24 protein-coding genes are annotated in these 23,931 nt (G+C 41.5%); 2 read left to right on the forward strand and 22 right to left on the reverse strand.

Translation table 11 applies throughout. The annotated features are described in order from the left end of the window. Nucleotides 1-18 precede the first annotated feature (18 nt). Nucleotides 19-1,197 carry a DUF3828 domain-containing protein gene (locus G3341_RS13740; protein WP_163862540.1) on the forward strand — a complete coding sequence of 393 codons (1,179 nt, stop codon included), beginning with the start codon at nt 19-21 and terminating at the stop codon, nt 1,195-1,197. A gap of 98 nt (nt 1,198-1,295) precedes the next feature. Then, on the forward strand, nt 1,296-2,018 hold the full coding sequence (locus G3341_RS13745; protein WP_154635717.1) for a CPBP family glutamic-type intramembrane protease: 723 nt from the start codon (nt 1,296-1,298) through the stop codon (nt 2,016-2,018). 234 nt (nt 2,019-2,252) lie between these two features. Here the strand turns inward: G3341_RS13745 and G3341_RS13750 are convergent, their stop codons facing one another. The 22 genes from G3341_RS13750 to G3341_RS13855 form a co-directional block, all read right to left on the reverse strand. Further along, a complete protein-coding gene (locus tag G3341_RS13750; RefSeq protein ID WP_163862543.1) occupies nt 2,253-2,540 on the reverse strand; it encodes a hypothetical protein in 288 nt (95 codons plus the stop codon). 151 nt (nt 2,541-2,691) lie between these two features. After that, nucleotides 2,692-3,204, reverse strand: a complete 513-nt coding sequence (locus G3341_RS13755; protein ID WP_154635719.1) for a hypothetical protein — start codon at nt 3,202-3,204, stop codon at nt 2,692-2,694. Between the two features lie 61 nt (nt 3,205-3,265). Beyond that, entirely contained in the window at nt 3,266-3,637 is a 372-nt protein-coding gene (locus G3341_RS13760; RefSeq protein WP_244316441.1) for a hypothetical protein, read from the reverse strand. 87 nt (nt 3,638-3,724) lie between these two features. Then, nucleotides 3,725-4,237, reverse strand: a complete 513-nt coding sequence (locus G3341_RS20975; RefSeq protein ID WP_154635721.1) for a DUF2569 family protein — start codon at nt 4,235-4,237, stop codon at nt 3,725-3,727. Between the two features lie 208 nt (nt 4,238-4,445). Beyond that, nucleotides 4,446-5,264 (reverse strand): hypothetical protein, encoded by an 819-nt coding sequence (locus G3341_RS13770; RefSeq protein WP_163862546.1) that lies wholly within the window; start codon nt 5,262-5,264, stop codon nt 4,446-4,448. Beyond that, entirely contained in the window at nt 5,233-5,439 is a 207-nt protein-coding gene (locus G3341_RS13775; RefSeq protein WP_163862549.1) for a hypothetical protein, read from the reverse strand. The genes G3341_RS13770 and G3341_RS13775 overlap by 32 nt, the downstream gene beginning before the upstream one ends. 128 nt (nt 5,440-5,567) lie before the next feature. Continuing rightward, a complete protein-coding gene (locus G3341_RS13780) occupies nt 5,568-6,779 on the reverse strand; it encodes a type VI immunity family protein (RefSeq protein ID WP_154625018.1) in 1,212 nt (403 codons plus the stop codon). Nucleotides 6,780-6,783: 4 nt separating this feature from the next. Continuing rightward, on the reverse strand, nt 6,784-7,791 hold the full coding sequence (locus G3341_RS13785) for a type VI immunity family protein (RefSeq protein WP_163862552.1): 1,008 nt from the start codon (nt 7,789-7,791) through the stop codon (nt 6,784-6,786). Between the two features lie 103 nt (nt 7,792-7,894). Beyond that, nucleotides 7,895-8,362: a hypothetical protein gene (locus G3341_RS13790; RefSeq protein WP_163862555.1), complete on the reverse strand. Its 468-nt coding sequence runs from the start codon at nt 8,360-8,362 to the stop codon at nt 7,895-7,897. Between the two features lie 57 nt (nt 8,363-8,419). Continuing rightward, nucleotides 8,420-10,360: a DUF2235 domain-containing protein gene (locus G3341_RS13795; RefSeq protein ID WP_163862558.1), complete on the reverse strand. Its 1,941-nt coding sequence runs from the start codon at nt 10,358-10,360 to the stop codon at nt 8,420-8,422. After that, nucleotides 10,353-10,865: a hypothetical protein gene (locus G3341_RS13800; RefSeq protein ID WP_163862560.1), complete on the reverse strand. Its 513-nt coding sequence runs from the start codon at nt 10,863-10,865 to the stop codon at nt 10,353-10,355. Before G3341_RS13800 ends, G3341_RS13795 begins: the two co-directional genes overlap by 8 nt. Next, complete coding sequence (locus G3341_RS13805) at nt 10,865-11,692, reverse strand: DUF4123 domain-containing protein (RefSeq protein ID WP_163862563.1); 828 nt, start codon at nt 11,690-11,692, stop codon at nt 10,865-10,867. The genes G3341_RS13800 and G3341_RS13805 overlap by 1 nt, the downstream gene beginning before the upstream one ends. 2 nt (nt 11,693-11,694) lie before the next feature. Next, nucleotides 11,695-14,028, reverse strand: coding sequence for a type VI secretion system Vgr family protein (locus G3341_RS13810; RefSeq protein ID WP_163862565.1), 2,334 nt, complete (start codon nt 14,026-14,028; stop codon nt 11,695-11,697). A 4-nt stretch (nt 14,029-14,032) separates the two neighbouring features. Further along, nucleotides 14,033-14,554 carry a type VI secretion system lipoprotein TssJ gene (gene tssJ, locus G3341_RS13815; RefSeq protein ID WP_163862568.1) on the reverse strand — a complete coding sequence of 174 codons (522 nt, stop codon included), beginning with the start codon at nt 14,552-14,554 and terminating at the stop codon, nt 14,033-14,035. A 45-nt stretch (nt 14,555-14,599) separates the two neighbouring features. Continuing rightward, nucleotides 14,600-15,682, reverse strand: coding sequence for a type VI secretion system baseplate subunit TssG (gene tssG / locus G3341_RS13820; protein WP_154624970.1), 1,083 nt, complete (start codon nt 15,680-15,682; stop codon nt 14,600-14,602). Further along, nucleotides 15,646-17,415, reverse strand: a complete 1,770-nt coding sequence (gene tssF, locus G3341_RS13825) for a type VI secretion system baseplate subunit TssF (protein WP_163862572.1) — start codon at nt 17,413-17,415, stop codon at nt 15,646-15,648. Before tssF ends, tssG begins: the two co-directional genes overlap by 37 nt. A gap of 72 nt (nt 17,416-17,487) precedes the next feature. Further along, the gene (locus tag G3341_RS13830) at nt 17,488-20,871 is read right to left on the reverse strand and encodes an ImcF-related family protein (protein WP_163862574.1); all 3,384 of its coding nucleotides are present in this window, start codon (nt 20,869-20,871) and stop codon (nt 17,488-17,490) included. Then, nucleotides 20,864-22,087: a hypothetical protein gene (locus G3341_RS13835; RefSeq protein WP_163862577.1), complete on the reverse strand. Its 1,224-nt coding sequence runs from the start codon at nt 22,085-22,087 to the stop codon at nt 20,864-20,866. The genes G3341_RS13830 and G3341_RS13835 overlap by 8 nt, the downstream gene beginning before the upstream one ends. A gap of 1 nt (nt 22,088) precedes the next feature. Further along, complete coding sequence (locus G3341_RS13840) at nt 22,089-22,352, reverse strand: PAAR domain-containing protein (RefSeq protein ID WP_006662537.1); 264 nt, start codon at nt 22,350-22,352, stop codon at nt 22,089-22,091. 34 nt (nt 22,353-22,386) lie between these two features. Then, the gene (locus G3341_RS13845; RefSeq protein ID WP_154624966.1) at nt 22,387-22,761 is read right to left on the reverse strand and encodes a hypothetical protein; all 375 of its coding nucleotides are present in this window, start codon (nt 22,759-22,761) and stop codon (nt 22,387-22,389) included. A 4-nt stretch (nt 22,762-22,765) separates the two neighbouring features. Next, complete coding sequence (locus G3341_RS13850) at nt 22,766-23,164, reverse strand: hypothetical protein (protein WP_154624965.1); 399 nt, start codon at nt 23,162-23,164, stop codon at nt 22,766-22,768. 214 nt (nt 23,165-23,378) lie between these two features. Further along, nucleotides 23,379-23,930, reverse strand: a complete 552-nt coding sequence (locus G3341_RS13855; RefSeq protein WP_154635743.1) for a hypothetical protein — start codon at nt 23,928-23,930, stop codon at nt 23,379-23,381. Nucleotide 23,931: the final 1 nt, after the last annotated feature.

Consider the following 23,931-nt stretch of genomic DNA (forward strand, 5'->3'; position numbering starts at 1 on the left):
CATTCATGGGGTAAAAAAATGACACAATATTTATTGCCCGTATTCCTTTCTCTGAGCTACCCCATTGTTGTCGTAGCACAACCATCTGATTCACTTTTTAACTGTGAAAAATACAACCAAAACAATGATAAATATGAGCAATGTCAACAACGCGAAATAGCCTGCCAAACACTGATTGATAGTACACCATTAAGGGCTTCACTGCCTACCACGAGTACTTTTATCATAACAGGTAATGAAAGGGCCTATTTTCATGCCTTTCCATCAGAAATGTGCCGTTATGAAAATAAATTTGTGATCCCTGGGGACCGTTTAGGTTTCGTCGGGTATACGACTCAACCCCCCATTGTTAATGATGAGCATACATATATACTTCTTAGTTATAATGGGGTATTTGGCTGGATAGATACACGTCAAGTGGAAGCCTCTGAGGAAAAAAACTGTGATGAAATTAATAAATTAGCGCAGGAAGAAGCAAGCAGCCAAAAAGGAAGAATGGGTCAGACCTATTTGATTAATTATCCAAGAACCCCCATATATTCCGCGCCAGATCTTGATTGCCAAGATAATAAACGTTACTTAATTCAAAATGACCGCGTTAAAGCAGTATACCCGGACCCCATTAATGGTTTTTATTTTGTAAGCTTTACTCATTCCTCTACGGGGACACATACGTTTGGCTGGCTACAAACACAACCGCTTGTTTCAGAGCCTAATGTAATGGACCCTAACGAACTGCCAGCTATACCGCCAGATATCGTTGTTTTAGACTTTTATGATAATGACCTACTCCCCTCTGACTACTCATTTCACCACAACTATGAGTCTGATTTCATTACACCTGAACTTTTGGATAAAATTTCAAACTCCATCACATGTGATTATGGTGATGAAGATGAATTTTCAGCAGAGCAAAAAGCCATTTGTGATATAGAAAGGGAATGCGATCAACGAGGATGTAATTGGGATGGGACGTGGATACCAGGAGGCGCTAACTATTATACTAAGTCACAAGATGTCCTTAATTCATGGGTAGAGAATCGCAAAGCCAAAGTACTGTCAATTAACAAACAAAATGCCATTGTCGATTTAATTTTAGGTGAGGGAAAACCTTATCCGCTTCATTTAATTGTTCGGTTAATCAACACGGATGGAAAATGGATGATTAATCAAATTGATGAGGTTAAGGTTAAATAGTTATTTTAATGAATTGGTTAGCGCTATTTTATGCAAATCCCTGTTTATTATAATGCTAAAACAGACTGATTTTTTAATTTCAATAAGGATTCTAATAAGTGAACTTCACTGACATAACAACTCGAATAAAAGAAAAAAATGGATTGAAAATTTTTTTAGCTATTTCTTTGGCAGTAATATGGTTTAACCTTGATTATAATTTATTGCAAATTTTTTTGGCATATATTGTGGAACCATTGCATCTAGAAGCATTTTTTATTCTAATATACCGATTAACATCAATTGCACTATTTGTATTACTATTCTTATTTTTTCGATGGTATAGCAAAAACATTGGTGAAATAGCGCTGGGAAGGGTGTTCTCAATAAAATCAGTTATCCCATTTCTTCTAACCATTCTTCTATCTGTGCTTGTCATTGCTTATTTTAAATTAGGCGGTGATATGGTTACAAGAGAACTCCTCATATTTGATGAGGGAGTTATCAATAACATATTGTTATTCATTCTAACATTTATCATAAGCCCCATTGTTTATGAAGTCATCTTTAGAGGCATTGTGTTTAGCGCAATCCAAAAAGAAAACAAAACAATCATTTGGTTATTTTCTGTTATACCATTTGTTATATTCCACATTTATACAATGACTAATGTAATTTCTCCTTCGATTTGGGTGAGGATCATGATTTACCAGTATGATGTGAGCATCATGCTAATTCTTCTTTCATGTGTTTTGACGTTTGCTCGAATGAGATCGGGCGGTGTGCTATTACCTATAATATTGAACTCATTATTTTTTATGTCATATATTAAAATGATGTGATTTTTTAAATTGGGTTGTGTATATCAGTATATATCTAACCAGAATTAATATTGTGCACGCCCAATGATATTAATGGTACTTTAGTGATTTAATAGGTGTAATAATCTATTAAGTGGTTAACATCCCCCTAAAAAATTTCAAGTTAACTAAAAGTTGAATGTTATTTTAAATTTGAACTTTAAGTTTTTTGGCTACACAGTCTCAGCCATTTAAAATATATCATTAAACCTACTGTTAGCCTTTATTCTGCTGAGCTAAAAATACCTGCATAAATTTTTCAAGATGTTTTATTTTCCCTTCAAGTTCATTTACAGTTATCATAAATACACCTTCATCGACTGGAGCCGCGGATATAGACAAATAATCACTCTCCCAATTCATCCCCATCTCTTCTTCATCACATCCCCAATCTTCAGCATCAGGATTAATTTGCATCTCAATTTCTGGGTGCAGTGAATCTGCTAGAGTTAGAATAAAACCTTCATAATAAAAATGAGTTTCATGATCGTTAATTTCAACCATCTTAACACCTAAGGGAAGCCACCTTTTCCTCAGGAAGAAAACTAAATCATTAAACTTAGTAAAGTTCATAGTATTTCCAATAAAGTATATTTTTTAAATTTTATTTCAGTCTACAGCTAAATAAAGCATTCGAAGCTAAACCAAAATAATATTAAAAATTCATCTCAAATCGAACATCAATAATTTTTTCAATGGGAGTTTTATTTATCAACGTTAACTCTCCATTTTCCAATAAATAATAATATCGAAAGGTTTCATGCGTATCTTCATCAGTGCCAGCAGCTATAATTAATCGACTATATTTATCTATATACTCAATTTTTTCACCAATAACCTCACCTTGCATTGAGTAATATACCGTAAACGATTTATTTAATGCTTTCCCTGTTTGTTTGTTAATAAACGCAGTTGAATGACAACCACTTGAACCACAACCCCAAACGGTACTTGCATACAAACCTGCAAAAGTAATTTTTCCACTTAATGCCGCTTTGAAGCGAGTGCGAAACATTCTTGTAAATTCATCGGTTAGATCGACTTGTTTTGCAACTGCTCCTTGATAAAGCTGTTTAACTGGATAATCAGTTCCAATCGGAAAAATGTTTTTTGAATATGACGGCTCAGAAACAAATAAAACCATAGAGAGTACAATATATTTATTCATATTTATGAATTCCATCTGATTAATTTTGTTCGTGAATTCAGGTATTATTATACGGCTTATTTCATACTCTAGTTTTTGCTATCGGCAATGCTATTCCGGTAGTAATAAAAAGCAAAAAGACTATCGTCATATTAAAATAATCTGAGATACTATTTTTTAATACAGGCCGCGATACTAACACCTCATGTTCACCGTCATCCGTGATTGCAAACTCACCTTGATGTAACTTTTCTAAAATGTCTAATGCCATTGTTAATTCATCTTTATTCACTAATAACTTAACACCGCCCACAGCTTGAGAATACATCTGGTTATTCCAAACCATATTCTCATCTAACAACATAGGTGTGACACCTTCAGTTCTCAGTAAACCAGCCTGAATTCTTGCTTCTAGAGGAGAAAGGTATTGTGTTAGTAATACATAATCACTCATAGTTTGATGGATATCCCACATCATAGCACCCTAATTATTTTGTTAATATTAATGTTTTAAATTTTGAAAACTTCATTTATTGAATCATTAATATATAAATGTTTTTTTGACACGTTTTGATTTATGAAAATAAAAACCCCAGATCAAACCATAAAAAATAGCATATATCACATCTACAATTATAGAAATTGAAAATCCCCAGTTAAAATATGATGGCCAAATACTAATACCGATAATGATGGGTGCTAGTATTTTCCAAGAAATGAAGCCATAAAAAACATAAGAAATCTTATGGGAGCGCTTAAGAAAATAATGTAGAGTGATTACAGATATAATGATATTAATACAGTTAATTATCGCCATTATGTTTAATGTTACTGTCGATGAACCGTAGTAGCCTAGCGCTATCATATAATCAAAAAAATAATATAGCGATGATACAATCGTTAACAGTAAGCTAATCAAAGGAAACCATAACCAGCCATCTATTTGGGTATAGAATTTTTTATTACATTCCTCACAATAATCTCCATGCGGTTCTATTTCTACATTATAACATTCAATACAAGTCCATCTTGTTTCAATTGTATCGGACTCCACTTTTCATCCTTATTATTCGACTCTATTTTCATTCATTAAGAATTGAAACTGTTCTACACAATAAAATTAAGGTTATTTCAGGCGTAATTATCACCGTTAACGAGAACGGGATAATGCGTCATGAAAGCCAAAGGCAATATAGGGTCGACCAAAGATAAGTATTCCCTGATTTACTGTGATCACGGCCAACATCTAATTTAACAGGGAATTAGAACCGCTTACCCAACTGCCCCCAAAATTGCTCAATGCTTTTATTCGGATCATAAGCGGTGGGTTCTTTGACTTGCTTTGGCTGCCCAATTTTTTCCTGTTTAATTCTAATCTCCTCATCCCCGGGCAGCTCCAACTTACGAATGGCAAAAAAGTTATCTGTAATACTTTCGCTTTTATCTTTTGCCTGAATATCATGCACAAAATAAGCAAACAAAACGTTATCGACAGGTGGAGCCCAAGAGGGACGTCGAGGGAAAGGCAAACCTTTATTTGCACTTACTTGGCACTCCATGAACCATTCAGCTCTACAGTATGCGGGATACCATATATTCTTCAGTAACCCTTCATGATGAAAACGCATATCCCCTCGACGGTAATAATTACCCCGTTGATGATAATCTCGATAAAGTTTAACAGCTTCATCATTCACGTCATCCAACCATCCCCAGTGTTTTTTCAATGTTGCCACTTCTTTTGATGTATCTTGGAAAGTGTCTCTATCAGCTCGAATCGCACCATAAGTCATACCAACATAACCTGACTCTTCTCTTTTACGGGCTTCTAGCTTCTGTAATTCCAACCGATATTCATAAAATTTTTCACCGAGCCAAATAAAATAGCTGTTCAGATGCTGATTCATCCACGGTACATTGAAATATTTTTTTAGCAAAATTTTTTGGTATTCAGCCACCCAGTGTCTAACTGATTTACCCGCTTCATTAGGCGATTGGCTAGGACTTTTCACACGGTCTCGGATGATAAAATATTCCGCAACATCCTTATCAAAATTCATCAATGAAACGTTCAACCGCATTGGCTAGCGCTTCACACTTTTCCGGTCGCCAGCATTCATCAATATAAAAGAGCGCAGTTAATCCTACTTGAACGATATTCCGCTCCATGTCTTTGTCACTGCCATAAGTGAACTCCCAACTAGCTTCTTCGAATTTTTCAAAAAATGTCATTTCTTTTTGTGTATCTTTTTCCATATCAGTCATCCCAATAAATATATTCATGGTGTTGTCTTAGCGTATAAGATGACATATGCAGCAATTAACGGATTAAAATGCACCTTTCTCGTTTTCAGAAGGACAGGGGCGGTACGGGTTGTTTCCCCCTAATCCTCCACATCAATAAAAACACTGCCCTTATCATCTCGTTCTAATAATGACCAATTAGCGTGGTGCTTTTTACCTTTTTTATCTTCAAAAAAAGGTAATTTTTTCCCGGCTTCAAGATGAACAAACTGACTTGTACCATTCACAATACAGCCCCAACGACCAGTATACGGTGCAATTTCATCCGTATATCGAGTGACGCGTTCTTTAGCTTTTTCAACAGGTGCGGATGGAAGGGACTCCGGTGGGGTATACGGTTCTTTATCAAAACGGGCAAGCCATTCCTGTGTTGAACGTTTATCAAAGCGAATTTCTCCCGCAATCGAACCATAACCTAAACTACCAGAATATGGCGTTCGAATTGGTTTTAAAGCTTCATTTACCGCCAGATACAGTGAAGGATAAGGATTATCCTTTATCCAACCTAATTCGGGGTATTCTCCTGCCTGTATAATTACGCCCCCCAAATATTCCGTTATCGCGATACCCTGCATCTGTAAAACTGATTTTAAATGGGTTATTCCACCTAATTTATCTAACCATTGAGTGTTAAAAAATGTCTGCCAGTTGATGGAACGCAAACCATTTCTCATTCCTTTGTTAGTATTGCTATTTGTGATATCAATACCTAAAAATTCTTGTCCAATTTCGTATTCTAAGTGTTGGTAACGATGTCTTTCAAAAGATTGTTGAACACCTAGCCCCATAAGGCCGTGCATGGGCTGCAAAATAATGCAAAATTGTTTTAATAATGCAGCTAAGTGCGAGGTATCTTTCAACTCACTTACAGGTAAATAAAAGCCAAAATAACTTACCCTGCTATGGGCTAATTCGTACCATCCAGCAGGTGAGCCTGCGCCTACCCAATAATCCCCTGTATGATCAAAACCATCAGTTGAGCACCAAAAAAAATCACAATTATCCCCGTAACTGTTGGTGATACGCTCTGCAAAGTTGTGTGTATTTTTTGGGGTATAATCCAGCACTTTATTCGGGTCATCAAAATAGCCTGTCTTTAATTTATCGCCATATTCTTGTTGGTATAGCTGAAATGCTTGCGCCATTCTGGCTCGGTTTTCTTGGGTATAGGCTTTATCCAAATAAAACCATGCCACTAAACCGACTTGTAATACATTACGATTTTCAGGATCATCTTCTTCACCATAAGTAAATTCGTATTTTGCTTGCTCAAATTTTTCAAAAAAATTCATTTTGTTATTCTTGTCTATCCAATTTCTCACCTTCCGAGTCAAATCGCTCTTGCCATTCTTTCGTTAAACGTTCATCAAGCCGAATTTCGCCAGAAATTGAGCCCAAATGAAATGATTTAAACGACGGTGTTCTAATTGGTTTTAAGACATGGTTGACTTTGACGTACAATTTCGGATAAAGATCGCGTTCAACCCAGCCTAATTCAGGCCACTCACCCGCTTTTATCACAATCCCACCTTGGTAAGGTAATAAATGAATATCATCATTCATAAATTGTTGCTTCAGGTACGCTTCACCGCCGATTTTATTAACCCACTCATCAGATAAAATCGTGTACCAGTTAATCGAACGGATACCATCACGTAGTCCTCTATCAGTAACAGAAGTAGTAACATCGATTCCATTAAAATGACGGGCAATATCACATTCGATAAATTGATACATATTACCGTTATAAAGTTGTTGTGTTCCTAAGCCAGCTACACCATGCATCGGTTTCAAAATATTACAAAAATCTAAAATTAACTGTTCGAATTTATTAGCATTTTCATCTGCCAATTCGGTTATTGGCAAAAAAAAGCGAATATATGAAACACGACGATGAACATGTTCATACCAGCCTGCTGGTGAAAAAGCATTTACCTGATAGTTACTTACAAAATCTCTATAATATTCTGAACACCACTGTAACTCTGCCGCATCATCCTCCAGATCTGCCAACCGTTTTATGCGAGTTAATTTATCCTTTATAACAAACTTTTCTGGTTTATTAACATCATCAATAAACCCCCATTTTAATTTATCACCAAATTCATCAATGAAACGTTCAACCGCATTGGCTAGCGCTTCACGCTTTTCCGGTCGCCAGCATTCATCAATATAAAAGAGCGCAGTTAATCCTACTTGAACGATATTCCGCTCCATGTCTTTGTCACTGCCATAAGTGAACTCCCAGCTAGCTTCTTTAAATTTTTCAAAAAATGTCACTTCTTTTTGTGTATCATTTTCCATATTAGTCATCCCAATAAATATATTCTTGGCACTGTTTCATCATTTTAGTTACGATCCTTTCATCGATAGCCAAGGGTATCTCACTATTTAACAATCAAATAAGTTATTTATTGGAAATATAAAATTCTTTTTCCGAAAGGAAAATCAATGCAATAAAATAAATGAGTGAAATAACACCGATAACAATCGAAATCCAATTTAAACCCGCTAGTGTATAAAAATAATTAGACACTCTATTCAGTAAGAACATAATGAAACAGATAGCAATCGGATGTCGGTAACCAATACTACGCAATCGCTGAATTTCCAGTAATGAAAAAGTACAATAAGCGAGACCATAAATGATAAGAATAACCAAACCATAAGCAAATGAAATGGAAAACCCCAAATCCAAGTCAATACTTTTTGATAGAGCCTCATGAGTGTATCGATAATTAGCACTTACAAATAGAGAATTAATCACCTTAATTGATAGTGTCAATAAAATAGCAGTTAAAATATAATAACAAAAAAATGAAAGTGACTTTCTTTTGGTATATAAAAATGCGGTGCCTATTTTTCCTTCTGACATATGCTCCCTTTTTGATGTCGTTATTAGGATCAGTTCAAGTAATAAAGTCTACTATATTTAAAACTTAGGAAATCCGGTAAATATAAAATCATTTCCAACACCTTGAGGGGCTTGTGGTGGAATATACACCTCAGGCTCATCCGGTGCAAACTGCCCAGAGAGTGGCTCCATTAAACGAATATAAAAATAACGATAATTGATCCCTTCAGCTCGCTGTATATCATGGACAAACCAACCGTACAATTCATTGAATATAGGAACACGTGAAGTCGGACACGACTTACCGTCATAACCAGCTGTACCACAATCAATATAATTTTGAGCACGCACTATTGCGGGATAATAAAGACTCCTCTTTATTGAATCAGGCATTTTGCCAAATTGTTGAGTGACGACTTGACCAGCCTCTTTTGCTACTTTTGATAACCATCCCCAATCTTTTTTCAGCAATGCAATCTGTTGAGATGCACTAAGAGCTTCTTTTTTGGATGTAGGTGAAATATTGTACCCACCTTGATGCGAACCTGGTGACAGCCACGCGTCGCTTTCCTGTTTCTCTAGTCTTCGTAGCTCGAATTTATATTCATAATGTTTTTGTCCTAACCACGCAAAATAACTGTCGAGGTGAGCATTCAAGGCCGTAAATGTCAATTTTTTTAATGGAATGCCTGATTGATAATAATCTACCCACTCTGTTGCATTTTTTCCTTTCACTTCTTGTTCATCTTGAAAATAGAGCCATGTTTCGAAATCCGTCTCGCGAAGTTCATCGAGTTCAGGAAACGGGACCCCTGCATGAAACGCAGCTAAATGCATTTTGTTTAAGGCGACCTTAGCGAGTTCTTCATTGGGCTTCTGTTCATTATTTCTTAATCCCCCGCCAATATCCTCACTGCAACCGGGTAATAGTTCCTCTTGATGATGCTCCCCACTTCTGCCTGTTAAATAGAGACAGCGCCATTTGCGTTTTTCATGCGCAGCAATCAGATGCAAAGACTTTTTAACTTGCTTAGGTAACGGAGTCATATGGTCAATGTACTTACGCCCTGCAACGGTAGTAATTAATGAATCAACCGCAACCTCTGTCACTTTATTGCTTTTTGCCATTATCGTTAGTGCTTTCAGCCCATAGTCCAGCCCATTGTCATCACTTTGAGGCGTGTCACGAGAGCAATCAAATAAACCAACAAAAGGAATATCCACCCAAGCACCACCGTGAATCCCCCCGTAAAAATAGAGGCCCGTATCATAATCTTTTTGGCAAAGTTGGTTAATTAATACGCCGATAAAGTATCGGGCTAGTGTCGCGCCCATATCAAAGCCAAAGACTGAAACTGATATGCGATGAAGTGGAATGTCACCTGTATCTTTCGCTTCTTGATAAGCCTGTTTTATGACTTCTTTTAAATCATTAATCCGTGTTTCAACCCCAGTCAAAAAATTATAGGCAATAAACTCGTTATCTCTTAAAAAAGGTGCTGCCTCAATGCCTTTTTTGGTTATTTTGGCCGTATAATCGATAAGAGTCTCCCCCATCAATTTCATTTGCCCTTTAGGAGATAATAATTCTTCAATCTCTTTAACTCCACCGCCACCAAATAAAGTATCAATACCAATATCTTTAAACGCATCAATCTCAGCATTGACAATTTCATCCTTAGTCTCATCTTTAAAATCACTATAGACTTCCGATGCGACCTGACCTGCCTTTTTATCCGTAAGAGCTTGATAAGGAGTTCCTAGGCCTGAAATATAATATTTCCAATAAATATCATTTTCTGTATTCTTATCAGATCTCTTAAACACATCATATAATTTAGCAATATTACTTGCTTTTCCAATAGGTTTATCTTTTTCTATATTACGGCCTACACCATCAAAAAATAAGCCAATGTGCAATGTTTTCGAACAATTTCCTAATTTCCCCTCGCGTGCATGTTTTGCTCGATTACTCGCGCCTATAATAGCGTCAGTGCTTGCCCTTTTTTCATTACTCATGGCTTTCCTCCGTTAAACGTTGCGTTTCATCGAAGGGATTGTAAGAAGAGCTTATTTTTGAGCTCCACTCTAATTTAATTTTTTTCATGGGTAGAAAATGAACATGAAGATTTTTCTCTCCTGCCTTACGTTCAGGCAAAAGCACCTTCATTTGATAATTTTCAGGGCGCATACCAGCATCATACTGTGAACCTTTAACGCTTAGCGTCCATTTGACTATTACCTCCTTTCCTTTAATGATGCCGCAACATGTTGTTGGCCCCATACCATTGCTATATGGATTGTAAGTATAAGCCGATACCCCTCCCCCCCAAATACTATTTACGCTAGAATTAAAAATAGGTCTATCTTGCCAATTATGAATAATTAATCGAACTTCTTCATCTTCGATAGATGTCTCCGCACTAGCTGTTGGTAGAAACAAGCTCCATATCCCAATCGCTATCACAAAGGGTAACAATAAAAACCATAATGATTTTTCATTACATCGTTTAATCCACTGCATTAAATAACCGCCTTATTTTTGCGTTCAAATTCTTTTATTGCATGGGCAAGGGAGTATTTCCCTTGCTGAATATTTTCTATATAGGGAGCATCTAACAACTGCGTTAGCAGAGATTGATAACCTTCCAAATACAGTAAAGCATAGGTTGTTCTATCATCACTTTCGGTTAAACCTGCTTTCTCTGCTTTTTTGAGAGTTTGGATAACCTTCTGCCGCTGAATGCACGGCGGAAAATGCTGGCTCATTGGCATCTGTTGCCATTGGGCTAAAACACTTTTGACTTCTGGATCATCATCAATTTGCTGCCAAGTCGTCTCATCCAAATACACCGTTCTGTCGTGGGTTTTGGGCTGCGCTTTAGTAGCGATATCGGTCGGTTGCCAGCCCGACAATGTCTGGTGCCACCACGTGGTTGTGCCCGAAAACAGGTAGTAGTGCCAATCTTCTTTCTGGCAACGGGCTAACACTGGCATCACCGCATGAATATAAAACCGGCTCACTATCGTTTCGAGATCGGGTTTTACTAAGGTGCATCCCCACGCCAATTGCATCGCCAAGGGTTTGAGCGCTAATGATGAAAAAATGACGGTGGCAACTTGCTGAAACTGCGCCATTTCAGCGGCTAAATCTGCGTTGTTTTTCACCTGATACAGCCAGGGTCCCACCCATTTGGCTTCAATTAGCTGAGGGTGCTGATAAAGGGAATACAGAGAACGCGTATGTTTTTGCTGAAAAGGCTCAATGGTCTGTTCGGCAAACGCCCCGCCCTCGATTAACAGGTAAATATTTTTCTGTGATTGATTTGCCGCTTGAACTAAATTTTCCATGGCTAAAATTTCCTAAGGTCAACACGGGGATCATTGCCTGCTATGGCATTAAGTAAACACGGAATACAAATGGGTAAAGGCAATGCCGGAAATTGTGCCATCTTCATCGGTAAAGTATTCGGCCCTGCGGTGGCCATCTTCGGTATCTTGCGCAAATAATCCCCTGAGGTGCCGTACTCTATTTTTCCGTTCTCCAATTTGAGATAACTGCCGCCGCCGTTTAGGATAATCCGTTTTTTGCCGGTAAAATTGATATCAGCCCCCGAGGTGATAGTCTGCTTTTGTTCACTGAAGATATCTAAACGATTATTCTGCGCTTGAACGGTCAGTGAGCCTTCCCCTGCAATCACCCCCAATTTCCCAGTACGCGCAAACAGTCCTAACTTATCCCCTGTGGACATGGTCATATTGCCGATAACGCCCACACTGATATCACCGTCAGCATTGATGGACAGGTTTTCACTGGCGGACAGTTGTAAATGTTCACCACTGGTAAACGCCATTCCTTGAGGGGCTGAAAATAACAGGCTCTGGTTCAGTGGCTCTAAACGTTGCTGTAACAGTTGTTTTTGGCTTTCAATATCCGCTTGCAGGGCTTTGGCTTGTTTCGCTGCAATGTTGAGTTGCTCGCGCTGCTGTAGAAGATGAGCGATTTCTTTAAGTGCGGCATCCATATCCAATACCTCACCTTGCGCTTTTGGCTGTTCATCGGCACTGATAAACAGCCCTTTACCGGCTCGAATAGCGCCCCATTCATCGGTACGCAGTTCAGCCCCTGCGCCGCGCATTTTCCCTTGCGCATCGACGAGATGCCCCTGATTCAGTTGCGTTTTACCGTATTCCGTCGCTAACTTGATATGCGTTTTTTCCCGCTTATCTTCCATGCGTAATTTATTGTTGGCGGGGGTGCGAAGTACATTGCGGGTGTGGTTATCACGGTTAACATGGTCAGGGTGTTCTGAGTCATGAAACGCAAACGCAATATACGGTCGGTCAATATCCCCATCATCAAAGGCAATGGCGATTTCAGTGTTGGCAATCAACGGCGCATGCAATCCGTAGGTCTCCCCCGCATACGGTTTGGCTAAACGCAACCAAAGATACGCATAGCCGGATTCGCTCTGACTGCGGTCAAAATCCAACTTAACGCGATAGCGCCCGTGCTCATCCAGCCATGCGTAAATATCGTTGCTATTACGGCTTTCAATACGGGCTGGCAAGGTTCCGGCGATTTTCGGGCGCGGTATTTCAGCAGGGCGATAGGCGTATTGCTCACTGTACGGCATGCCCTTGAGGGTCATCTGTAACGACACATCACGGGCCGCATGGTAAGTGATTTGCGTGATAAATACGCCGTCTTTCAGTTCATTAATAGGGACATTTGCAATCTCCAACACACTGCCGGTCATCAGGTAAAAGGCGTTGGTTTGTAGTGCAAATTCAGCGGAGGGATTGAGGAAACGCTCTTGCCGCAAGCGGCTGTAAAATGCGCCACTTTCGGCGTCGAGGGTTTCTGCGTGTTCATCCCCGGCACTCAAATAAGGCGGCGCATAGTGATACTCATCACCCAGTGTTGTGTTACTGAGTGGATGCAGCGTGCTCGTTTCCATCGGCGAAAGTGCGGTGCGATAATTGTAGTCTTTTACCGTGACGTTGCCTGTCACCACTGGATGAGCCAGTTGCACATCCCATACCGAAAGTTGCCCGTTATCGTGTTGACCGGATGGCAGCTGGTACGGTAATTTTTCACCAAATTGGTAATTGAGTTGGCTGTCGAAAAATAGCACTTTGTCGTTATCGGTCTTTGCCGAGTATTCAAGGCGATAACCAACCCCGACTTCAGCGAGTAAACGTTGGATAAAGGCTAAATCGGTTTCACGCCACTGAGTTATCAGTTCTCGCTCGGGGTATTGCTGTTCTAACTTAAACTCATAATCTGCCCCTTCAAAACCGTGGAATTGCAGCACATTTTCAATGACTTCAATGACCGAGACATTTTGGTAAATGGTGCTGCGCTCGGTATGACCGAGTAACGCTAAACGAGGTTCGAGCAACACGGCATAATGGGACTCATCGGCGCTGGTGGATAACCATTGTAAACGGGTGATTAACCCCGACACGCGCTTATTTGGCCCCATGCTGAACGTGGCTGGCTTTAATAGCGCCTGCTCAGGTAGGATTGAATCGAACGTTGACGTAAATTCAATCCGCCATGATGAGGTCGCATTCAATTTTTCTACACCTTCAAATTTTAGGATATCGATATCAAATCCAGCATCTTGGATCTCAAGTTGATAAGCTTGATGGGCAAGAAAAGCGTTTACTGTTTCTATCATGCTATTAATCCTTTAGCGGTAACAATCTCAGCCAACCGTCACCCAATTCAATTACACGTGGTTTATCGGCATCTAAGTCTTCACGGTTAATCACCAAACGCCAGGTGTTTTCTGATAAGTCGGGATTGCGAAACATGCCGAGCACCGCAACAAATTTGGTCTCTTTTTCGAGGGGCTCATCCAGAGAAACTTGCCCTTGGGGCATCACCATGACCGAAGTAGCATTGAGGGTATCCTTTTTTAATATTTCATCCGACTGCGTTAACAGTGCTTGATACATCGCCCCTTCGACGGCTTTTTTGTCTTTCAGTTGATACACCCACACCATGGTGGCGAGCGGTGTTTGGTCTTCATCGGCATTTAGCCCTGAACGCGGGGTGAAATCTAAGCGCAATGTGGTAATTTTTTTATAAAGGATCGCGTCTTTCATGCTGACTGTCCCTTCTTTTACTGCCTGTGCTAATCCGCAACCTGCCAGTAATCCGCACAGACCAAGCACCACTATTTTTTGGCTAATGTTTTTCACGGATGCAATTTTCCTTTCATTAATGTATCCCTCATTTGTTCGCGCTTATTCAAAACGATAATCCCCTCGCTCGGCTTCAGGTCGCCCTGCATGCTCAATACCGTGATAACGCCCTAAATTCACGGTCAGAAATTGCCGGTTATCACTGAGCTTGCCCCCTTTTAGCCCTAATAACCCTGTTCGTCCCAATTGAATACGCGACGTTTTTTGTAAACGCGGCTCGGGAAGCACTCTCACGGGAACTGTTAGTTTTAAGCGCGCATCGCTGCGGTACCCCAAATACACGCGTAATAGCACTAAAAGGTCGGCATGCAAATGTCCGCCCGGCAACCAGCCTTGTGCCTCTTGGGGGTGGTGTGTGGTGAGGGAGATTAGAATTCGGCTTGTGGTGTCGCGGGCGGTTTTACCCAGTGTCGCCCGCGTTGCCAATGAAACACGTTGATGGCGGGCTAACCCCGTTCGTTCGTCGACGGGGACTTTAACGACATCGTATTCATTAATGACCGCCTGAGTATTCGGTGCCAGCAAAGAGACCAGCGCTTTGACCCCTTCGCTGTTGCGTGTGGGTAATCGCATGGTGCTCAGCAAGGCTAAAAAGCGTGATATTGGCGTGGCGATCCTCTCCGCACTGCCGGGGATCCCCAAGCCAATCAATCCCAATAGACATTGAGAAGTGGCATCCGTGCCTCCGGCTTCAAAGGTCGCGGGATACGCATATTTGCGCCAGATACGGTAATACTGAGTGGTGATACGGTGATTAAAAATATCCAGAAATTCCGTTAAGGCTTCCGTCCCCTCCACACCTTGTGCGATATCATCGAGATAACTGGTCGGTAACGGTGAATCGACGCCGTACAACCCTAAAAAGTTGGTGCGAACCGTTAATGGGAGTTCGGGGTTGTTCGGGTTTTGTTCCACCGTGCGAAGTTCACCCGCCGGAAATCCCATACCCGGCCAAGGACGAAACCGTAGTGGATCATCTTTAATGTCGTTAGTGGTGCCGAGTAGTGGCGATTGCGGTGCGGCTTTTTCCAGTAATTGGCAAAAACGGTAGAAATTCGCACGCCAAATCGTCGGCTCAATGTGTTTTATCAGCCGGGTACGTGTTGACTGTGATTCTCTTTCCATCTCAGGCGCTTTCCTGTGGGTTGAATAACAAGGGTTAATTGGTTAAACAGGTGGATATCCGCATACAGCGAAAAAAAGCGCTGAAGCATTTCGCCAAATAAATTGACATCCCCCTCACCTGCGAAGTTATTGCCGTTTAGCGTGATTTCAATATCGACCCCGCGCATCATGTAGCCTTGTTCGAAACGGCGTATCAACGTGTGTTTCACCCCGACAATGGCTTCCAGTCGGCGACGATTCATTTCATCATCGGTCCAATCATATAGGGCCAAAGTGCCGCGAAGCACTTCCGGGTTATCCATCATGCTTAAAAAGTTAGATCCCAGATGGCTCATCACTCGCCAGTGAAAACGGTCGTTCGCTGGCGGATATAACGGAATGGTCGGTGCGGTAAGATTACGGACTGTCACTGGCACTTTACCCGCTTTTAATACGCTATCTAGCACTGTGCTTTCAAGGGCTTTACGAGGGAGTTGCCCATTGGTGCCAGTTAAACGAATGGATAATAGCTCAGGCTTTTCGGCAAGCTGAGCCAGTTCAAATTCTTTACCGCCTAAAATCAGCCACGTATCGTAAAGACCGGAGGGCCCTCGTTTAATGCGGGTATGAAAATAGCGTTCAGGGGCATCATGGCGCATCATGCCCCCACGATGACGAAAACTGCTAAATGGCACGTATTTCGGTTTACCATTTTTAATTGAACCGTGAATGCTGTCTACGCTGTAAATTTCGGTATGGCCGTCTTGTAATCGCAGGGGACGAAGCAGGTATTCATTCTCCAGTGGATTGACGGTTAACGGATCTCCTTCCAACGGAAAAAGATTGATGACCGGCGCACAATGCAACCGGAAGTTCTCCGTTTCAAAAGGTAAATCTGCGGACCAGGTTTCATTGAGCACGATATCAATTTCAAACCAGGTCGTCGTTTCCGTAAACTTGGCTTTCTCTAATCCCTGTAACGCCAAAAACATAAATTTATGGCGAAAACTAAAGTATTCCAGCAACAGCTGATACCCACTAAAGGCCGTATCCCCTTTCGGCCATAAATGGTCGTCATCGGTAAACCCCATCGGTTTAAACCAACCGTCAAAGGGAATACGTTCTTCGCCTGTTTCTGCATGGCGAAGGTACATGCCATGCACTTGGCGCGTCATCGCAAGGTGTAATGCGGAACTGATCGGCGCATCTGCACTGAGAAAAATCGGTAGGCTATCAAGGTAAGTCTTCGACCAATCCACTTTTTCAGGGCAGGCAAAGCGTAAGCGAATGGTGGAACGCCCATTTGGTTCGGTCTGTAATTGGGCATTGGCAATGGAAAGTGGGCGTAATAACACATCTTGCGTGGTGCGGTACTGGCAACGCGTGCGCTGGGCGCTGATGGGTCTTGAAATCACGCCAAACCCCGCAGGTAGGCATTCAGCTTGGCGTAAATGTTGCCACTCTGGCGCAAATTCAACAATAGACAGTGATGGGATGGTGCGCAAATAATGGGGCCACAGTAAGCTCACCAGTCCTTCTGTCAGCTCAGGCAGGTCATCATCCAGTTTTTCCCGTAAGCGCCCCATCAAAAAGGCAAACCCCTCAAATAAACGTTCGACATACGGGTCGTTCGCACCGGGTTTATCTAAGTTGAGCATCGCCGCTCTATCAGGGTGTGCATTGGCAAATTCTTTACCCGCTTCTTTCAGGTAACGTAATTCAGCTTCGTAATAGCGTAGCGTCAAATCATCCATTTTAGGACTTCCTAAAACCTATTAAAAAATGAAAATAGCGGAGGCTCTTGACCGAGCCTCTCATCAATTAAGTCAACGTGGGTCAACAAGGTCACCCACAACATCGGAGGTATTCAGAAAGATATTATTAGGCAAGCGGAACTGCTGGAGTTTTAACAAGGCCAGTGGACCACTGTCGAGTTCACTGCGTAAAATAAATCGTAATGTTTCGCCCCCTTTCGTGCGCCACACCAACTGATAACGGCTACTGTCGAGTTGTGTAACTTCGGCTTGCTCTAATAAGCGTATCAATCCCCAATTACCTTGATAGTTTGCGTAGATTTGCATTCCCGAACGCACACTTTGCCAATTGAGCGTCACGCCCGGATAATAGCTTTCCCCCGGCCAGATAAAACTTTTCCAACTTTCCATTTGGTTGAAGTAATCCAGTTTTTGACCATCAAGAACCAGCTGAACTTGAGCGACACCTTTGGACGGTCTCGCCATCAATTCAAATCGAATATTGGCATCACCTTGTGCAAACACAATGTCAGCGATATCCGCCAACTGATTAATGGCTTTGAGGAATTCCGGGTTGATGGTTAAGCCTTGGCTCATCGACGGGTCTACCACCCAGCGATTGCCTTCTTTATGGACAATGCCCCCCAGATTGCTTTTGATGAATTGATCTATTCTCCCTGAATCACTACGTAAGAATTGGGCAAGTAACGGTAATGACGCATCACTCCCTGTCGCGTTGAACGGATAACGCCCTGCAAAAGCTTTGTTCCATTGTGCCACGATGGTGGTTTGCCAGCGGGTATTAAGGTTATCCGCAGCTGGCGATAAGATTTGTCGCCACGCTTGTTCTAACGGCTGCACAAACAGAGACTGCCCAAAGCTGTTCCATTCTTGCCCTAAACTGGCTGCCACTAAGTTGCTGTAATCCAAGGTGTCAGTTAAATCGATAGTTTTACCTTGAAAAACCGTTTGCGCTAACATTTTTGCCATCGCTTGCGGATCTGACGCATTACTCACTTGCTGTAATTTCAGACGGACTTGGGTGACACGAGCCAGCCACGATTGGAAACTGAGATTGCCATTTTTCCCGGTACCATCCTTACCGTCCATCATCTCCAGGATCGGACCAAATACGTCATCCAGCGGGCCTTTAGGCGCTTGGTTTTGTTCAATAAATTGCTTAACGTGCTTTTTCTTGTCTAGCAATTTCACCGCAGAATCCACAATATTATCGGCAAGCGCCTCGGTTTTTTGCCCCGTCTTACCTTGCCACGCTAAGGTGTTCATTAACGCCACCAGTGGGGATTGGCGTACATCAGCTAACACATTCAGCTGCGCAATCACTTCCGATAACGAATCCGCTTGGTGCCATTGAATGCTGTTGATCATATTGAGCCAACTGTTACCGAAGTCCACGAAATAGCGCTCTGTGAGTCGGGCTTTTAAAGCTTCGGGTGAGACCTCGTTATCCACCGCTTGGGTCTTATCGGTTAATACCCAGTCGATTTCATTACGGCGTTTATTGACGACCTCATCAATGGCGGCTTTGACTTGCTCTTCCCACGCCTGCCGGGTAAACACGCCAGGGACTATTTCATCAGTGCTAAATAACAGTTGTGCATCGGTATCACCCACCATGTCCATTAAGGTTAAATCGGGCCAATTGCTGGCAACTTGTTTTAAGACTTCTTGATACAGACCCGCTTCCGCATTTTGTTGACCGATTTGTTTTAACAAAATCTTACGCGTGGTGTTTACCAAGGTCATGTCGGGTTTGAGAGACAGTTCAGAATGCTTAGGAAGATTGTCTGCCCAGAACTGAAATAGCGATGGGGCGAGATGTTGCCATTCCCCTTTCGAAACGCCACTACGTTCAGGCCAAATCGTCAAGAGATTTTGTGTGAGCCAAGTGGTATCAACGTGGTCGGTTGAAGCTAACATCAGATAGAGTTTCAAGGCGTTGTAGGCTAGCTGTGTATTTTGTTCCCGTGCACTGCTCGCTGGCGGTAATGCGACATACGCCGCTAATTGCATTTTTAGCTCATCCATCGTCGCGGCTTTCATTAACGCTTGATGATTTTGTGTATATAGCGGCCAGAGCCTTGCTAAAGTTTGGCTGTCTTGATTTAACCCAAAACGGGTGTACCACGGTGCCCCATGCGTTTTACGGTATTGCAGACGGGCAATGTCTTCTTGAAGCACATACTGATTTTTCAAACGCTCCCCGAGTGGAACTTGTTTATCTGCGGCAATGCGAGCGGTTTCTTCTGCATGCCGAATAGCGGTTTGGTTCACGATGAATGACGTGATTGCGCCTGCACACCACAACAATAATAAGATGAGGATGGTAACCTGAGCGGCTTGCCTTGCATTCCAACCTAATTTTTTGGCTTTGAGGCCGGATGCGGTATTGAAGAAGGTTTGCCAGACGGGTGAACTCCCAAGCGCATTACTCTGGCGGTGAGGAAAGCGTTGCTCCGCGCTGAGGATCACCCCTTGAACTTGTAATGAAGCATGCCCCTTCATAATGTGCTGAAGTAGCGCCCCCAATTGAGATTGGAGTTGCTTTTGTAACTGCTCACTGACACGTAATAGCCAACTCTGCTGAGGTGATTGCAATAGCACTTCCATGCCCGCGTCCCGCAAAGGTGTGACTAAATCAGTTAAATCTGCGATGGCCTGTTCAGGTGTTGCCCTTGACTGAAAAACAGCACCAATGGGCGATGATGTGCCACTTTCTTCCTTCCATAGCGGCTTTTCAATTAACCACAACCAAACGGGTACACGCCAACCCAGCGATGAAGACAGCTGTTGATGGCGGCGTAAAACATTATCTCGCTCAACCTGCGTAGGCAGAGATGGTAAGTCAAACACAAGAACACAACCATCTAATGGACGCGTTGGACTCACCGCTTGGATTGAGGAAAGGTATTGATCCGGTAAAACTTGCTCCGGAGCCCCGCCGTAAAATAACACCACGCCATCCTGTTCTTGCCAACCTTCTTGCTTTAATCCAGGGGTCGCGAATTCAATCTCCGCATCTTGCCCTTGAACCAACAATAATTTGACCTTGCGTCGCCAAAAGCGCCCATAGCGTAATCGAAGGTGAACTTGTATCGTATTGGCATCAATGACCGCCTCACCCTGCTCGTCATCGAATCCAATCACGGAGGCATTTTTTGATAATTGCTGTTGCTTATTTTTACCCCATTGAACATACAGCCCGGATTTTCCAGAGAGCGTAAACAGCTTTTCGGTGATCCAGCCCAATAGCAGAACGAATACAGCGACCAAACAACTCACGGTTAAAATGCGATCACCCTCATAAGGGCCTAATCCGAGGGATGACGCCATCGATTCAGGAAAAGCGTAAAATAAGAAAGCCACAATGATAATTAAAAAAATCAACACGACGGCGGTGGCACCCATCAATGTTTTTACTTTCACCTTAGACATGTCTTGTGCTTTCCTTATTATTGTCTGTTTGGCGTGAAATCACCGTTATCCAAATTTCGTTATCTTCGAGCTTAGGTTGAACTGCTATCAGCTGGGCAGCAGAAGCATTGTCTTGGTTCAAACTGGCCTCGGCTAAGGCCGTGGCTATCCAAGGCGCCGTTTTTCCTGTATTCCCTAGAACCGGGTCAATCATTTTATTGGCCTTGCTCATGCTAAATTGCAACTGGTTGTGTTCGCAGGCTTTGCTCCAGTCCCCCTCTTCGTCTACTGACTGCCCTGCAACCCATGCCGCAGAGATCGTTTCAGGGGGGACATTTCCCCATAACATGGCTTGAGATAAACCTTGAGACAGATTGTCATGGTGACTTTTTTCTGGGCGATGAAAGCGAGTGGTACAAGGGATATCGCGGATTAGTCGATTGCTCAGGAGAAGACTGCCAATGGCCTCACCATTATCTTCCTCAGGCTTTGAGTGATAGCCGATAGACACGACAAGAAACAGTGAAGGAACATCCCAGCGGGTATCTAACCATGCATCGATGGCCTCTAGTCCTTGCCCCGATATAAGACGAAAAACGTGTGAGCTTTGCTTTTTTAAGGTTTCCAACAAGATTGGCTCAGTTAGTGGCTGTAACGCACTATCGATTTCCAATACGCAGTAACAAGGGATATCATCGGGGATTTTTTGTAATATCGGTTGAATTTTTACTGCGATGTTATTGATGCAGTCGGTGAGCATCAACATCGAGTCTGGCTGGTCAAACGCAGCTAAAGGCGCATAACGAAGAGGCTGAGAGCCTGAACGAGAAGGTTGTAATGCCACAAAGGGAACCGATTTGTTGATCGCTTCAAGGCTGCGATTTGCACCTTGCCCCGCAGGCGTTTCAATATAAGCATCCAATAAATAGGCGAATCGCTGACCGCGTTTGATTTCAGATTGGATCAGTGTTTCGCGTTCGTCATTCCACGTGCTTGCAGCCACCTGTTGCATTTTATACGCCATCCGCCGCGCACCGAAGGCTAAACCCCAACCACAAATAGGTAATCCCACGGCAGTAAACCAAAAAATTAATCCCGTTCTGTCTTTTGTCCAAAACCATAAGGTCAGCGCAAAACCCATAAATACGATAATCAATAACGCCACTAACCAGCGGCGTGTATTAGGACGAGGCACTTTCGTGGCAGCAGGCGGAATGGTGTTAAGCCAAACAGGCATGTCAGCCTACCTTGGCAGGGGAAAAGGAGCTGATTAAGGTGCAGCCGCAACCGCATTTATGCCCCTGAAAAGCGACAGGTATCCCGTTATCGAGGTAGTTAGGATTGCCTTCAATGATGGTCGTGGGACCATGACCTTTTTTCGGGCAAGAAACCTGATCGCCTTTGCGTGCCACCCCAATGCCCCCGAATTTCATGGTGTCAGAGCCCGTTAGCACGGTGCCACCGTGGGTGGTTTTATCCCCTTTACGAATAATTTGTTGCATGGTTTAGTCCTTTAATTTTTAACCGAGTCATTGCTTAATAAGCTACGTTATCGTTTAAACACACTTTATAGGCTTTTAAATATTGATGATTAAACGTTAAATTCACCGTGTTATCTGGATCAAATGTAATATCATGCAAGGTATTATTCATTTTATTAAAATAGACCCAGCCTATTGTTCCTGTTCCAATCGTCTCTATAAAAAGCTTTGCTCGGATAAAATCATCATTATCTTCGTCAATAATTAAATTAATATCCGCAGAATTTACTTTCCATTGTGATAAATCAAAGTTACTACTTCTGACAAGTTCTGTAATATAATCATAGCATTGTTCATGACGCTCAGCATTTGCACCGTAACTGAATAAAACTAACATCGATGCGATTCCAGATAAAACAAACGTTTTCATCCGATTAATTCCTTGGTAGTTTTTTCAGTGGGTGCCAAACATCGTTGTAGAATAATGGGCTTTTTACAAAATATTTACCATTAGCCCTTTTAATGGTAAATTGTGGTGGGTTTTCGTCACACTTATCCTCATTATTTTTATTGTAAATCAATTCAATTTCATTTTTATTGTGCTGAATGTCATAATTTCCATCACACCGAAAAAGTTCATGCCAAGATGATATGGATAATTTTGCCGTTCTATTGTCAATAAAATTGAACGTCCAATTAATAAAAGATGTGTTACCATCATTTAATTTTTCACCTGTATATTCATATGAGTATGCACCGCGGATGTTTTGCACCGAATAAGATGAAAAAGAGACGGCCATTAATAATGCCGCTGTATAAATTCTATTTAGCAACCTGCTATTCCTTTTTAATTACGTTATTTATTATATATTACACGCTTGACTTTAGATTGACGCTTATACCTAACCTTGCTGTATCGTACACTAATTTAATTGACAAAATCACCTCAACCATTTAATCATCAATGTGATGATTTTCCTTATCTTGAAATTTTCGCAAAAAGACTTCGATATTAAGCTGTAATATACATGTCTTCAAGAAAGATGATTATTGAACTGAATATAAATATTCAGGGCAACTGCTTTCAACATCGTAACCGAGATAGTAGTATAATTTAAGGTTGTTAGGCTTATTTTTATCATAAAAGTAAAGCCCTTCCGTGCTTAAGCAAGTCGCAAGCTTTAAAGTGTGATTATTATAATTTACAGTGAAACTTGATGGATCTTGGGCAGTGAAATGGATTTTCACCTTGTGACCCTTATCATAAATATAGGCAAAAAATATACCATCACTATCGTCATGTAGTTTCTTTTTGTAATTATATTTAACTAACGGTAAATTATTTATCAAATTATATCCATCATTTCCTTTTTCGGTTTTTTGAAAGTCATTCCCATTCATATTGTAACACTTAAATTCACTGTTGTTATATTGATTATTTACACAGGCTGTAACCATTTTATTGTTTAAGTCATTTTCAGTTGAGTACAATATTTTTTCATTTGGTGAATAGGAAAAAAAACCAATGCTTAATGAATTATCATTCATCGCATAAGTCATGCCGCTAAATAATAATATAATTAATAGTTTATAGTTCATA

The sequence above is a fragment of the Providencia vermicola genome (assembly GCF_010748935.1).
Taxonomy (GTDB): Bacteria; Pseudomonadota; Gammaproteobacteria; order Enterobacterales; family Enterobacteriaceae; genus Providencia; species Providencia zhejiangensis.

Bases quoted from the DNA above. Each gene is read 5' to 3' on its own strand.
- G3341_RS13740 (WP_163862540.1), top strand. From the start codon at position 19: ATGACACAATATTTATTGCCCGTATTCCTTTCTCTGAGCTACCCCATT.
- G3341_RS13750 (WP_163862543.1), bottom strand. From the start codon at position 2,540: ATGGTTGAAATTAACGATCATGAAACTCATTTTTATTATGAAGGTTTT.
- G3341_RS13755 (WP_154635719.1), bottom strand. From the start codon at position 3,204: ATGAATAAATATATTGTACTCTCTATGGTTTTATTTGTTTCTGAGCCG.
- G3341_RS13760 (WP_244316441.1), bottom strand. From the start codon at position 3,637: ATGAGTGATTATGTATTACTAACACAATACCTTTCTCCTCTAGAAGCA.
- G3341_RS13770 (WP_163862546.1), bottom strand. From the start codon at position 5,264: ATGCGGTTGAACGTTTCATTGATGAATTTTGATAAGGATGTTGCGGAA.
- G3341_RS13775 (WP_163862549.1), bottom strand. From the start codon at position 5,439: ATGGAAAAAGATACACAAAAAGAAATGACATTTTTTGAAAAATTCGAA.
- G3341_RS13780 (WP_154625018.1), bottom strand. From the start codon at position 6,779: ATGAATTTTTTTGAAAAATTTGAGCAAGCAAAATACGAATTTACTTAT.
- G3341_RS13785 (WP_163862552.1), bottom strand. From the start codon at position 7,791: ATGGAAAATGATACACAAAAAGAAGTGACATTTTTTGAAAAATTTAAA.
- G3341_RS13790 (WP_163862555.1), bottom strand. From the start codon at position 8,362: ATGTCAGAAGGAAAAATAGGCACCGCATTTTTATATACCAAAAGAAAG.
- G3341_RS13795 (WP_163862558.1), bottom strand. From the start codon at position 10,360: ATGAGTAATGAAAAAAGGGCAAGCACTGACGCTATTATAGGCGCGAGT.
- G3341_RS13800 (WP_163862560.1), bottom strand. From the start codon at position 10,865: ATGCAGTGGATTAAACGATGTAATGAAAAATCATTATGGTTTTTATTG.
- G3341_RS13805 (WP_163862563.1), bottom strand. From the start codon at position 11,692: ATGGAAAATTTAGTTCAAGCGGCAAATCAATCACAGAAAAATATTTAC.
- G3341_RS13810 (WP_163862565.1), bottom strand. From the start codon at position 14,028: ATGATAGAAACAGTAAACGCTTTTCTTGCCCATCAAGCTTATCAACTT.
- tssG (WP_154624970.1), bottom strand. From the start codon at position 15,682: ATGGAAAGAGAATCACAGTCAACACGTACCCGGCTGATAAAACACATT.
- tssF (WP_163862572.1), bottom strand. From the start codon at position 17,415: ATGGATGATTTGACGCTACGCTATTACGAAGCTGAATTACGTTACCTG.
- G3341_RS13830 (WP_163862574.1), bottom strand. From the start codon at position 20,871: ATGTCTAAGGTGAAAGTAAAAACATTGATGGGTGCCACCGCCGTCGTG.
- G3341_RS13835 (WP_163862577.1), bottom strand. From the start codon at position 22,087: ATGCCTGTTTGGCTTAACACCATTCCGCCTGCTGCCACGAAAGTGCCT.
- G3341_RS13840 (WP_006662537.1), bottom strand. From the start codon at position 22,352: ATGCAACAAATTATTCGTAAAGGGGATAAAACCACCCACGGTGGCACC.
- G3341_RS13845 (WP_154624966.1), bottom strand. From the start codon at position 22,761: ATGAAAACGTTTGTTTTATCTGGAATCGCATCGATGTTAGTTTTATTC.
- G3341_RS13855 (WP_154635743.1), bottom strand. From the start codon at position 23,930: ATGAACTATAAACTATTAATTATATTATTATTTAGCGGCATGACTTAT.